This is a genomic window from Paenibacillus sp. FSL H7-0940 (assembly GCF_037979415.1).
In the GTDB taxonomy this organism is placed as follows: domain Bacteria; phylum Bacillota; class Bacilli; order Paenibacillales; family Paenibacillaceae; genus Paenibacillus; species Paenibacillus amylolyticus.
The window spans coordinates 5,050,660-5,063,830 of the sequence record NZ_CP150280.1; the positions used below are offsets into that span (position 1 = coordinate 5,050,660).

The following is a 13,171-nucleotide window of genomic DNA, read 5'->3' on the forward strand; positions in this document are numbered from 1 at the left end:
AGATATCTTCTGGATAACGGTCAGAATCAATCGGCTTGGGTTTCATCTTCAACGATCGCTTCCACTTCAATCTCAACCATCAACAAGGGATCAATGAGTGCGCTAACTTCAACCATGGTGGCTACAGGCTGGATCTGTCCAAAAAATTCACCGTGCGCCTTGCCAACTTCCTCCCATCTGGAGATATCGGTCACAAACATCCGGGTTCTCACCACATGCGACATGTCAGCCCCCAGTTCTTTCAGTGCATTCTCGATCGTCTGCAAAACGAACCTTGTCTGTGCATACGGATCACCTGCCCCAACAACTACACCATCTTGCATCGCGGTTGTACCCGCCACTTCAATTCGGTTCCCTACACGGATGGCACGGCAATATCCCACCAATGGTTCCCATGGGGAGCCCGTAAAAACCTGCTGTCTGCTCATTCTCTCGTCCCTCGCTTTGGTTGTATTTGTCTCTTCAGATTAAACATGAATTATATCAGTCCCCCATCATCTCAGACAATGGAATCAAGTTTAATTCTATCTTAACTCCATTAACATTTTTGCATAGAAAAAAATCCCCTGAATGACTGCCCATTGGTTAGATCAAGGACGGTTCATTCGGGGATTTATGAGAAATAGTATCTTGTCTTTTTCTTTAAGGATGAAACATCCAAATTACAACTTGATATTAGCCTCATCGAAGTATTCTTCCAGAGTTAACCCACTCTTCGCCACATCAGGTGCCAAATCTGTACCGATGTACCGGATATGCCAAGGCTCATAGACGTAACCTGTGGTATCTTCTTCACCTTGCAGATAACGGATGACATATCCGTATTCTGCAGCATGTTCAGCCAACCACTGGCCTTCCTTCGATGTGCCAAATACCTCTTCCAGCACATTGCCCACACTCGGGCTGGATACATCGATGGCAAGACCCGTTTGATGTTCACTTCGGCCTGGCACAGAACTCACACGATCTGTGTATTCTTGACCTTTGGTTTTGACATTATTGTTATAGATGGATACCTGACGCTGATATGAACGATAACCAGACACCGCACGAAGCTCAATACCATCTGCTTTTGCACCTGCAAACAACTTCTCCAGTGCCTCAGCAGCTTCCTTGCGCATATGCCGCTTCTCGTGAGGTTCGTCGAAGGAGAACGGTACATTCGGCTCCACCAGATCGTCCGGCTCGTACCCGTCGGGCAGACTCCGTTGTTTGTTCACAATGACGGTCATAGACTCGGCATTGGTCACCACAGTTTGTGCATCAATCGTCGTTTGCAGTGCGCTGATACTGCGTTTCTCCAGCAATGGATCTTCCGCTGTCGCGCCATTCCCATTGTCCGAAGAGCCCTGCTCTCCGCCCGCTGAAGCATTATCTGACTCACTGCCTGTATCTCCATCATTGTTGCCAGAAGATGATGTGTCATCCCCGCCAGCATTGTCGCCATCCGTTCCTTTATCCTCCGTAAAATGAACCGTTGTGCCGTCCGTCTCCTGTTGTGTGTTACCTGTTCCATTCGGATTCTGACTCTCCTCTGTGCCTGAACCGTTCTGGCACGCGGCAAGCAATGCTCCGCATATCATCAATGAGGACAGCATAACCACCATGCGGCGCTGTCTTCCTGTAGTTGATTTCATGTAAAAACTCCTATCGCAATAATATAAATGTTATATAGTTCTCAGCGTGCAATGTTCCCTGCGACAGTATACCTTAATTGGGAGCGAAGCTCCACCGGTAAAGACCTCCTTTAGAAGAGATCCGAATGAACTTATACGGGCTGTACAGCCTGTATGATCGTTTTTTGGACTTTTAGAGCAACATCCCCGTACTGTACACAATAGAATTGAAATGGGAATATACCTTCATATATCCAATATGCAAAAAATTGATTATACCGAGATGCACTTTATTAATGAGCATTAGCATTGTTGGATAAAGACAAAATTCATCTTGTACCGGGAAATGAATTAAATCAAATAATGCAACATGCTGCAATAAAAACAAGCAGGGGTGATCTGAGATCTCCCCCGCTCTGATTGGTGCATCATTTGGTTGCCGGGCTGTCCGTCTTCTTCTGGACAGCCTGCCACATCCGCGCGGCTACACGCTCGCGGATCAAATCCAGCCCTGCGGTGGCCGGCACGCCCGGCAGCAGCGCCGTCAGCTCCGGCAAGGCCGGCGGCTTGCCCGGCTGCGCGAGGCGCACCTCAACGGCGCCAAAGCCCGGCCCCGGCTGGTGCATGGCGCCGTCCGCGGCGGCCTCGGCGATCCATTCGCCGACGGCAGCGCCGCCTTCGCCGCCCCGCACTTGCGGGCGGCCAGCCGTTTCCGCTGCGCGGCCGGGGCCGCTGGGATCATGGGCGAGTTCCTCCGCCCATGCCCCCAGCACGCCGGCGAGCAGCGCTTCGCGTGGCAGGCCGGCGTGCGCCGCCTGCAGCAGCGGCTCGGCCGCGAGGCGCGCGGCTACGGCGCGCTCAGCGGCCGCGGCATGCGCGCAGCCTGGGGCGGCCGCAGGTGCATGCCACGGCCGCACTGGCCGTTGCTGAACCTGGCGAGCCCTCGGGCGCTTGCGCAGCCGGCAGCAGCCCGGCGAGCTCCTCGGACGCCGGGCCGCCGCGCAGCAGGGCGTACAGCGTCAGCGGGCGCTTGCGCAGCTGAGCCAGTACAGCCTCGCGCTGGGCTTCGCTCAGTCGCGCGGGCGTTCCCGTGACCGTGAACATGCCTGCGGCTGATCCGGTCTTGCCCTCAGCAGCGGAAGCGGAAACGGAAACTTCCTGGTCCGCATCCGCTGCTGTATTTACTTCTGCTGTCCATCCACCGGGGGACATATGCAGCTCGATCTTCCATTTTTCGCTCACAATAATCCCCCTTTCTCCACATCTATATTCTCCTGAATGTTCAAGGTCACAGCCACGTCTCACCCTGAAGAGAGATCAGACCACGCAGCTCATCATCCGACATCTCGGTCAGCCAGTTCTCACCCGAACCAACGACCTGCTCGGAGAGTGCTTTCTTGCTCTCAATCAGCTCATCAATCCGTTCCTCCAGCGTTCCCTGACAGATCAGCTTATGCACCTGCACATTGCGATTCTGCCCGATTCGGAATACACGGTCCGTTGCCTGATTCTCAACCGCGGGATTCCACCACCGATCATAGTGAACGACATGACTCGCCCGTGTCAGATTCAGACCCACACCTCCGGCACGAAGAGATAGAACAAACATGGACGGCCCCTCTCCTTTTTGGAAAGTCTCCACCATATCGTCTCTTTGCGACTTCGATACACCGCCATGCAGGAAATAAGGTTCTTCCTCGTATCGCTGTTTCAACCTCGACACTAATAGATCTCCCATGGCAACATACTGCGTGAAGATCAAGGCAGATTCCCCGTTATCACGGATGGCGTCCAGCAGTTCAAGCAATCGTTCCATCTTACCGGATGCCTCAGCCTTGCCGTGGTCTTTCCGATTGCTGTCCGCCAGCACCGGATGATCACAGATCTGCTTGAGCTTGGTCAGAGAGGACAGAACAATTCCCTTGCGGGCGATGCCATTTCTGCCATCCAGACCACCCATCAGATCATCCACCACACGCTGGTACAACACCGTCTGCTCCGGCGTCAGAGAACAATACGATTTCAGTTCAAGCTTCTCTGGCAGATCCTTGCGAATATCCGGATCACTTTTCAGCCTGCGCAACATGAATGGAGATACCAAACGATGAAGCTCACGCAATGATGCTGCATTTTCTTCGGATGGCCCCAGTCCCGTATAACGCTGACGGAACGATGAAGCGGTGCCCAGATACCCCGGATTGAGAAACTGGAAAATCGACCAAAGTTCGCTCAGCCGGTTCTCTACAGGCGTTCCCGTCATCGCAATACGATGAAGTGTAGACAGGCGCATTACGCTTTGCGCTTGTTTGGTACGGTAGTTCTTAATATATTGTGCCTCATCCAGCACAATGGTGGACCAGTGCAACGAAGCCAGATCCGGGCCATCTCTGCCTGCCAGATGATAGGTCGTCAGTACAATGTCATGCGTCTGCGCTTCTGCCTGGAATTCGTTCCCGTGCAGCCGTTGTCCGCCATGATGAATATATAGCGACAGATCCGGGGCAAACCGCTTCAGCTCACGCTGCCAGTTTCCAAGCAGCGAGGTAGGACACACAATAAGTGCAGGCAGATGAACAGGCTGTTCATTCGTGTGCTGATCCGCCGGGAATGAATCATCTGATCCATTCAACAGCTCATTCTCACGGGCTTCCTCTTCAGCGGCCTGGCGTTCCTCGTGTTTGCGGTCCAGCAGACAGGTAATTACCTGAATCGTCTTCCCAAGTCCCATATCGTCCGCCAGACATACGCCAAAGCCCAGCTCACGCATCGCGGATAACCATTGGTAACCTCGTTCCTGATAAGGTCTTAGTTCACCATGCAATTCTGCCGGAACCTGACGAGGCTCAATACTGCGAAGCACCTGTCCATCGAGCAGGAAAGCAAGCATCCCATCAGATTCGGCACCAAAGACGGAGAGGCCCTTCCATGCGGAATCCTCCCCTTCATCCGCTGCCAGATGCAGCCATTCGGAGAGAGGCATATATTGTTCTTCTTCTTTTTTCATGTAACGCAGAACTTGACGAATCTCTTTTGTATCCACTTCAATCCATTCACCACGGAACATGACATACGGAACTGTGGATTCAGCCAATGCTGCCAGTTCCTCCGCCGTGACCGGTTTACCATCCAGCATAGGTTCCGCCTTGAAAGCAACCAATTGTTCCATGCCCAGTGCCGATGTGGCTCCAGGCAACCGCTCTGTTCCCCGATTCAACATCTGCAGACGCAGTCCCGCACGACGTTTCCCGGCACGACTCCACCTTGAAGGCATGAGAACAGTTATCCCGGCCTTCTGCAAACGTGGAACCGCATGCGTGAGAAATTCAAAGAAACCCTGCTGCTCCAGCTTAATTTCCTCCGGACGAGCGGTAAGCAGCGCTGTCTCCAGTTCAGGTGCCAGTTCTGCTGCTTGCCCGAGTGCCATCAATAATTGCTCTGCCGCCGAGGTATATAACACCTTCCCTCGGTCCAGATCTCGCTCTGGATGTGCCCAGATAGTCCGTGCAGGCAACCTCAAGCTTGGTTCCTGCTCACTGTCCGCCCAAAAGCTGATCCCCCAGATCGTTTCATGTTCGCCCAGCGGCGGCTCCAAGCGGAGCACCAGCTTCAATTGGCCTTCAGCAGGCGCCATCTCTTCTGCTCCCACAATTGGCATTGACGTTCCACCAACTTCTTGCAACGTATGAATAAACGCTGTCATATCGTCCGTCGGCCCTTGCACCGTCACAGGACGGAACATCGAGATCAGACTGTTCCACCAGAGTTCGGCTACTGGCGAAGATCCACGTCGATATGGGGTGCGGTAACGGGACAGTTCACTGTCCATGCCCTCCAGTTCACTTGTCACCACAGCATGAATCATGCCACTCATGAATGAAAATAATACCGCAGCCCCTGCTTCTTCACGCGTTTCCGGTTCCAATGAAGCATAAGCTCCAGGAGCAGCCAATCCAATCGGAGGCATCGCTTCAGCAAGATCGCGGAAGCGTTCAATGTCCTCCTCCTGCTGCAAACGTGGCCGCCATACGCCTGTTAATGTCTCTTGCCCGGTCCGTCGCCGTGCTCCGGTCTTTGCTGCGAATTCAGCCGATGGAGCAATTGCTCCCCGCAACAGCAGCTCCTGTGTGAACTGCGCCGCCTTGATCCAGTAACGCATCTCTTCTCCAACCTGAATTCCGGCTGCATTTAACAAACGGTCATCCCATTGCAACAGCAGCCTGAAGGCATCCTTGGGCGAGACTGCCAATCCTTCCAATGTGCGTCCCAGCAGTTGACGCCGCTTCGTGTTCTTCGCTTCAGCCGTGTTCCTCAGCGGATTCGGCCAGCGCAGCTCCGCAAGACGCAGAGCGGCAGGCTGAAACAGACGACCCCCGTCGCCAAAATTCAACCTTCTTACCACGTGGCTCCATGCATCCACACGTGGTTCCGATGTTTCACCGGAAAAACAAAAAAATACGTCACCAAGCCATACTCCATACAGCGATTGCATCATTAAAGTCTCCCGTCATCCCTTCGCATTGTTACTCTCCATCATATACGAAAATGACCGGATTTAAAAACCTTTGCCCATAAAAAGTGGTTATTTCGATGGTTAGGGCGTGTCTGAAAACGCCCTAGCGGCACAAAAAAATGTCCCTTCTCCCGAAAAGCGGATGAGGAACATTTGGGTAAACCGAAGGATAATACTGAATATTGAAAGAATTACGGATCGTTATACTCCTATGATCTGATCAAGCTGCCCAGTAATACATCGAGGTTCAAAATACCTGCACGATGATCTTCACAGAACCCGATTTTGTCAAAAACGCCAAGCATGAAACGACGGTGTTCCTCAGCTGGTTCCTCGAAACGATCGTAACTTACGACAGAATCGACCATATCTACGATCAGCGGTACAAATCCACCTTTGTAAGGCACCACAATAATACGTGTAGAAGAGGTATCCTCCTGGTCTGGCATGCCTAACAATACACGAAGACTCACCACCGAAACGACCTTACCGTACAGCGAAGCAAAACCTCGGATCTCCGGGCTTCCAAATGGAACTGTTGTCACCTGCACCATTCTGATGATCTCATGAACTTCATCAATTCGTAGTGCAAAGATCTGGTCTCCTACCGAAAAATTAATATATTGCATTCCCTCGTCCATAGTTATCCCCATATCCTCTCATTCCGTATAATCAGACTACTTTCGTCCCATTAGATGTTACTTTGGTGTATCGGTTATTTTTGATCAAATGTTTAGGCTTCAGATCAATTTTGCCAACTTCAACAGACGTTGCATTACGGTTGCTGTCTCCGCTCTGCTCATTTGCCCTGTTGTGGAGGGTGGTGGAAGTCAGTCGTTTTAGAATTGAGCGTAAGTAACCTGACATAGGATTGAAAAATTATATTCATAAAAAAGACCCAAGATCAGCTTTATGCCGATTTCGGGTCTTTTTTATCCCCATATATTATGGATCTGTTTCTATGTTTTCAAATACTTGGAACAAAAAAGCGTTATTCCTGTGGATAACTTGTTTGATTACTCCAAAACGACTGTTTTATCGGATGAAAACACGAGTTATACCTGATTTGTGGATAAGTTGTGCACATATTGCACACATGCTGTGGATATCTTTGGCGTTTCATGTGGATATTCATTAATTTAATGTGGACATGTTGTGTATTTGTTTGTAAATCTGACGTAAAATCCGAATTTCCGCTTCAGTTATCCATTACTGTGGACACGTTGTGGACATGCCCAATTTCCTTCGCTGTAGTTATTCGACTAATTCACCCTGACGCATGATCAGCCTGTCATCGATGTACACGTCCGGCTTTTGTACAACTACATCAATATGAACACCTGCGGCAATCGTTCCACCAAATGTGTTATTGCTGCCAAAGGCCACATGAATTGTGCCGTACACCTTCTCATCTTCCAGCACCACACCCGTGATTCGTGCCTTGTTATTGGTACCGATCCCGAATTCGCCGAGAAAACGACCATCCCCCTCACCCAGCGTTTCCAGTAATTGAGCCCCATCAGGTCCTTCAGCTGACACCAACCGTCCTTCACTAACGGTTAATAACATCGGTTCACGGAGTGCCCCAATTCCAGCAACGGAACCATCTACAACAATACTGCCCTCGCCCTTGCCCTCAACGGGAGCAATATAGGCTTCTCCTGACGGCAAGTTGCCCGATTCACCAGGGTTCAAATACATACCTGTGCTTGGTACACCGTTACGATCTTCAATGGAAAAGGAAAGACTATGGCCCTGCTTCTCTATTCGCACATGGCGACCTGCGGTTAATAGAGCCGTTACCTTCTCGGTCAACGCCTTTACTTGCGAATATTCAGCTGTAATGGCTCCGTTCACAAACATATCCTCTGTCATGCCGGGCATGGTTGCCACTCGGGTCCCTGAAGCAGCGGCTTTTTTGCGTGCCTGAGTATGTGTTAATGAATATTTCGTTACACACACGGCTACATCTGCTCGAATCATGGCCTCTGCAATTGGCGCAGGTGGCTCTTCGCCGGATCTGCTGCGTTCCTCCATGATTAACAGGACTGATTCTGCTCCAAGTGCCTTGCCTGCCTCATAGATGGATTCAGCCAGATCCCGTTTCATATCGTCTGCGATAACTACCAGATTCTCTCCGCTACGCAGTCCGAGACATTCGGTTAGCACATTTTTACTGATTTCCACACGTTGCTTGCTCATACATTCATCTCTCCTGTCTTTGGTTCAGCTCTCAAAAGTCGACTTGACCCTTTCGACAATTGGCACGGGATTCCTGCATGTCCAAACCTGAACTCACCTTAAGGTATCGGCCCATTCGGCGAGAATTGCAGCTGTTTCCTTATACTGAAACGTCGGAAAGTAATGTCCATAGGGTACATCTATCCGTTTGACCTGTGAGTTCATATCCTGGGGATAGTGATATTCCTGATCTTGATTGGCCCATACAACTAATACATTCTTGGCATAATGCTGACTTTCCATTTTCGCCCACAACGTTGATCTGGCGCCTTTCCTCTGACCCGAGTGGATCCAGCGCAACAAGTCTGCATGTGCTCCTGCAATGCGAGGGGACTGGAGACTGGAGCGTATTCTCTTGCCCATGGTATCGGCCATAACACTTCTGTCGCCTACGCCGCTATGTGAACTGAACATTTGATTCCAACTTTTCTCCGATCTGCCACGCAGCAGGGAGCGCATCACTCCTCTTGGTAAACGAGAAATCCATCTCAGCACATTCGGATTCGAATTGTCAGCTACTGGCTGAAGCAACCCCAGTCGAATGTCTGTCCGCCCGCTACGCATCTGTGCCGCAGCTGCAATAGCAGCCCCGATCGAATGACCAACCAGCTTCACCGGACCTTCAAACTCACCAAGAGCCGTAAGCAGTGCATCCACCTGACCTTCAAATGTTTCATCTCCCTGATGCACCGGGGACCGTCCGAATCCAGCGAGATCGATTAACCATACCGGGTTCCCAGTCCGGTCCCTAAGCTGTTTTCCTAACGGTAACATCTCATCCGCAGATTGAAGCAAACCATGTACAATAATCCAAGGCTCTCCCTCGCCCTCCCAACCAAGCATAGCCATATTTCCGCTCCGCGACCGAATATAATCTGTCGGAAAACCCTCAGGTAACGGCGTATACCGAAGACGATAGTCCAGATCGGCTGTAACCAGCGGAAGCTGTTCCCGGATGTCCGGCCAGTTTTGCCCCATACGTGTGAACAGAGCCTCCGTCTCTTCAACCGGGAATGACCTGTTGGTAATAAAAGCAACCGACTCCGCTGGAACACCACTGATGCGTGAACCACCTGATTTCATGATCCATTGAATCCATGGTAGTGGCAAAGCCCCTTTGGGCTTGGGTACGTCCAATTGCTGCGCCAAGAGTTGCAGCAGTTCCTTCATATTGGGACTGTCTTCCCTCCGCGCCAACAGTGGATAAGTTCCTCCGACTGGAGCAGCTTCCCTAGATAGAAAAACAAGCGTCTGTGCAACAAGGTCATTCTCCACAAGCGGTAACCAATAGGATGAACCTCCCGGTACTACTGGCATAAGTCCTTTCTGAATCGCCTGAATGAGCAGTCCAATCCCACCCGTTTGCTCGGTTTCACCTGTCGGGCGTGGTCCAACCACTGTACTCGGATTTACAACGGATAAGGGATAGTGATGCTGTTCAGCATGCTCGCGAATATGAAGATCGGCATGGAACTTCATCTCTTCATACGCACTTTCATTGTTATCCACATGCTCAACCTGTAGATAATTCCCCTGTTCATTCCGCTCTCCATAAGGACTCATATAACCAACAACGTGGATAAAGTGTCTCAATTCATGAGTACGGTGGATTTCCTGCGCTAGCTGTGCCACTTCTCTGGCCCCGTTCATGAATATCTGCTCGGCTACTTTTCGTTCCAAAGTGACGTCCATCGTTCCACCCGCGTGAATGATCACATTCGCTTCAAGAGCACGTTCCCGATCTGCTGCGGTAAGGCCAAGACCTGACATGGACAAATCACCTTTAATAAAGGTAATTCGGTCAAAATCCTTCACTCCATAAGCCTTCAGCACAGTTCTGGCTCGCTGTTCCGAACGAACCAGCAAGAGCAATGGTGCGTCTCCCTGCGTGAGTTGTTTGACCGTTTCTTTGCCAATAAAACCTGTACTACCTGTCATAAAAATGGTCGTGGCTGCAATATCAGACTTGCTTATTACCTGATTCATGTTTGTTGAATGTATATTCATTCCGTTACGGCTCCTTTTAGTACTATATAGTACTAGTTATATTCAAAAAAAGAGCTTCGATTAACGAAGCATCTGACAAAACGTACGTGCCGATTGTTCTATAATCCCAACATCACGGGCAGTTCCCGCTAGGATTAGCGAACCTTCCAGTGCTGCAATAAACAACAACGCAGCCGGTCCCGGCTCGATCTCTTTGCGAAATTCACCGCGATCCAAACCTTGCTGAAACAACTTCTCCACCATCGGTCTAAGCTCACGAAAGAATCTGGATATGCTTTCCTTCACTTGGGGTGCACTGTCCGGTGTCTGCATATATAACGTAACAAAAGGACAGCTCCCTTCGTAATTTCGGCCCTCAATGCCTGCCGACAACAATGCCATGAATGAGTAGATACGCTCCTCCACTCCTCGCTCACGCTGACTGAGCAGCAGATACAGCTCCGACTCATACTGGGCAATCCAGTATTGTACCACGGCCTGGAGCAGCTCCTCCTTGTTTTTAAAATGATAATAAATATTTGACTTGGATACCCCACTCACGCGCACGACTTCATCCATGCTGACGTAGCTGTACCCCTGACGCAGAAATAATTGTGCCGCCACTTCAACTGCCTTGGTCCGGTTCACCGGATTGGAACTTTTGGATTTGGCGGGTCCCGTATTCATTTTTGGATTTGTCATATTTAGAACTATACAGTACTAATCAGTTGAAAACAAGTATTTCTGTTAACAAAAGAGGACCTCCCAATCCAGCTACTCCATACTTGTCCACATTTAGAGTGTTATACACACAGGATATCCACATATAGTATTAACTCTGTGTTAAATATGTCATTAGATCGTTAAACTGCTTTTGGGTTATCCACATTTCAGGAATATAGCTGACTTTGAACTTTTCAGAGAGCGCTATTGGCTCCTCGGAAAACAAAAACAGGTTTGCCAGAATAAGATTTCTGGCAAACCTGTTTCCAATTGACTTATTTATCTAATAGACTAACTTTTCTATCCAAAAATTTCTGAACCGTTTTTGGTAACCTGTGGATACCGTCCATGATCCGGATTATTTTTTCAGACTATCCCAGTTCTGTTGCAATGCGTCGAGCAATCCGGCTTTATCCGATTTGCCTGCAACGTAAGCCTGAATCGTGCTGCCATACTCTTGTGGAACCCCTTCAGGGAAACGGTTGAAGTTCCAGCTGAGTGTTTTATTTTCCTGGCTATACTTCATGATCTCTGTGGCGAGGTCACCCAGATCCTCTTCGGATGCCGTGATGGAACTGAAAGCCGGAATGAATTTGAATTCTTTCGTCATGTATTGTTTCCCGATATCCGAAGTTACGAGCCACTCCAAAAACTCTTTTGCTTCCGGTTTCACTTGAGAGTTCTTGTTCACAACCCAATAGTTCGGTACACCGACAAATAATTTGTCATTAGGTTCATTGTTAATTGGCATTGGCAGGATACCCAGATTCAGATCCGGATCGATTCCATCGATCTGTACTTGAGTCCAGTTCCCTTGTTGCATCATCGCCGCTTCTCCACTCGCAAACAACGTAACTTGCGTATTGTAGTCGGTTGTCAGCGGGTTTTTGTTGCTGTATTTCAGCGTTAAGTCGAGCAAGTTGATCCAGTCGGCGAACACTTGGTTGCCAGGAATTTTCTCCGTACTTTCGTTGAGTCCCTGGATGAATTTCACCGGATCTGCCTGATTTGCAAATGCGACGTTTACGTTATGATTGCCCAGCACCCACCACTCCTGATATCCGTTCGAGAAAGGCGTAATGCCCGCAGCTTGAAGTTTCTGTGCAGCTTGATCCAATTGTTCCAGTGTCGTTGGAATTTCGGTAATACCTGCTTTTTGGAAGAGGTCTTTGTTATAAATGAAACCATAACCCTCCAGCGCGAGCGGCTGTCCGTAGAGCTTACCGTCTTTGGTCATTGGCTCTTTGGCTACTTCGAGTGCATCCTTGGCCCATGATTCTCCAGACAGATCTTCCAGATATTCAAGCCATGTATCCAATTCACGATAACCACCTACGTTGAAAATGTCCGGTTGTTCGCCAGCGGCAAACTTGGCTTTTAATGCAGCACCGTAGTCACTACCGCCACCTACAGTCTGAATGTCCAGTTTGACGCCTGGATGGGAGGATTCATATTCCGCTTTGAGACGATTGAGCGCTTCCGCAATTTCGACTTTGAATTGGAAGATTTTAATGGTTTTATCTCCAGCAGCAGCCTCGCCACCACCTTGAGCATCCGTGTTGACCGGACTGCCACTCTTGTCCCCATTGCCACAACCCGCGAGCATTACCGAAAAAGCAATCAGCATAAGCAACGTCAACTTGGTCATTCTTTTCATACATACACTCTCCCTATAGTAGTTTCAGTATAACCGTTCCACTAATGAATATTTACACTGGCACTCCGATGACAGAATAACCTTCCATTGAAGTGTGTTTTCATTCTAACGAACCGAGCGCACGTTATTCGCACCTATTTGCACAGGTTCCCATTCTAACGAATCACAGCGACGTTATTTCGTCGATTTGGTCGAATTTTAAGCCTCTAACGCTGTTTTGTAACCGAATAACGTTTCAGAGATTCGTTACAATTTGTATTCCTTGATTATCCACCTATTAAGATGCGGTGGATTCGTTAGCGCTTTGATCCGAGTTTATCTTTTCTCCTAGAAGGAATGCCCAAGCTATTCGAACTTCCCCAGGAGTCATGCCCAAGCTATGCGGGCATGACTCCCTTTGCACACCTCCGTGCGAGGTGTGCAAAGGGATCAGGATGC

General features: G+C 49.7%; 10 protein-coding genes. All 10 read right to left on the reverse strand.

The genetic code is table 11. The features are described 5' to 3' along the window. Window positions 1-26: 26 nt before the first annotated feature. The 10 genes from MHB71_RS22220 to MHB71_RS22265 all read right to left on the reverse strand — a co-directional run bounded on the left by MHB71_RS22220 (window position 27) and on the right by MHB71_RS22265 (window position 12,733). Complete coding sequence (locus MHB71_RS22220) at window positions 27-428, reverse strand: RidA family protein (RefSeq protein ID WP_047840278.1); 402 nt, start codon at window positions 426-428, stop codon at window positions 27-29. A gap of 234 nt (window positions 429-662) precedes the next feature. Further along, window positions 663-1,637 (reverse strand): M15 family metallopeptidase, encoded by a 975-nt coding sequence (locus MHB71_RS22225; RefSeq protein ID WP_340027724.1) that lies wholly within the window; start codon window positions 1,635-1,637, stop codon window positions 663-665. Window positions 1,638-2,044: 407 nt separating this feature from the next. Continuing rightward, window positions 2,045-2,533 carry a hypothetical protein gene (locus MHB71_RS22230; RefSeq protein ID WP_340027725.1) on the reverse strand — a complete coding sequence of 163 codons (489 nt, stop codon included), beginning with the start codon at window positions 2,531-2,533 and terminating at the stop codon, window positions 2,045-2,047. Continuing rightward, window positions 2,475-2,858, reverse strand: coding sequence for a hypothetical protein (locus MHB71_RS22235; RefSeq protein WP_340027726.1), 384 nt, complete (start codon window positions 2,856-2,858; stop codon window positions 2,475-2,477). Before MHB71_RS22235 ends, MHB71_RS22230 begins: the two co-directional genes overlap by 59 nt. 46 nt (window positions 2,859-2,904) lie before the next feature. Further along, on the reverse strand, window positions 2,905-6,108 hold the full coding sequence (locus MHB71_RS22240) for a DEAD/DEAH box helicase (RefSeq protein WP_340027727.1): 3,204 nt from the start codon (window positions 6,106-6,108) through the stop codon (window positions 2,905-2,907). Window positions 6,109-6,335: 227 nt separating this feature from the next. Then, a complete protein-coding gene (locus MHB71_RS22245) occupies window positions 6,336-6,767 on the reverse strand; it encodes a chemotaxis protein CheW (RefSeq protein WP_017690859.1) in 432 nt (143 codons plus the stop codon). A 613-nt stretch (window positions 6,768-7,380) separates the two neighbouring features. Beyond that, a complete protein-coding gene (locus MHB71_RS22250) occupies window positions 7,381-8,328 on the reverse strand; it encodes an aminopeptidase (RefSeq protein WP_340027728.1) in 948 nt (315 codons plus the stop codon). A gap of 93 nt (window positions 8,329-8,421) precedes the next feature. Continuing rightward, window positions 8,422-10,374, reverse strand: a complete 1,953-nt coding sequence (locus tag MHB71_RS22255; protein ID WP_340027729.1) for an alpha/beta fold hydrolase — start codon at window positions 10,372-10,374, stop codon at window positions 8,422-8,424. Window positions 10,375-10,434: 60 nt separating this feature from the next. Then, window positions 10,435-11,001 (reverse strand): TetR/AcrR family transcriptional regulator, encoded by a 567-nt coding sequence (locus MHB71_RS22260; protein ID WP_036607516.1) that lies wholly within the window; start codon window positions 10,999-11,001, stop codon window positions 10,435-10,437. Window positions 11,002-11,434: 433 nt separating this feature from the next. Beyond that, entirely contained in the window at window positions 11,435-12,733 is a 1,299-nt protein-coding gene (locus MHB71_RS22265) for an ABC transporter substrate-binding protein (RefSeq protein WP_036607334.1), read from the reverse strand. Window positions 12,734-13,171: the final 438 nt, after the last annotated feature.

What these genes read in the sequence shown, in the direction of transcription:
- MHB71_RS22245 (WP_017690859.1), bottom strand. Translation starts at nt 6,767, where the DNA reads ATGGACGAGGGAATGCAATATATTAATTTTTCGGTAGGAGACCAGATC.
- MHB71_RS22225 (WP_340027724.1), bottom strand. Translation starts at nt 1,637, where the DNA reads ATGAAATCAACTACAGGAAGACAGCGCCGCATGGTGGTTATGCTGTCC.
- MHB71_RS22220 (WP_047840278.1), bottom strand. Translation starts at nt 428, where the DNA reads ATGAGCAGACAGCAGGTTTTTACGGGCTCCCCATGGGAACCATTGGTG.
- MHB71_RS22240 (WP_340027727.1), bottom strand. Translation starts at nt 6,108, where the DNA reads ATGATGCAATCGCTGTATGGAGTATGGCTTGGTGACGTATTTTTTTGT.
- MHB71_RS22250 (WP_340027728.1), bottom strand. Translation starts at nt 8,328, where the DNA reads ATGAGCAAGCAACGTGTGGAAATCAGTAAAAATGTGCTAACCGAATGT.
- MHB71_RS22255 (WP_340027729.1), bottom strand. Translation starts at nt 10,374, where the DNA reads ATGAATATACATTCAACAAACATGAATCAGGTAATAAGCAAGTCTGAT.
- MHB71_RS22265 (WP_036607334.1), bottom strand. Translation starts at nt 12,733, where the DNA reads ATGAAAAGAATGACCAAGTTGACGTTGCTTATGCTGATTGCTTTTTCG.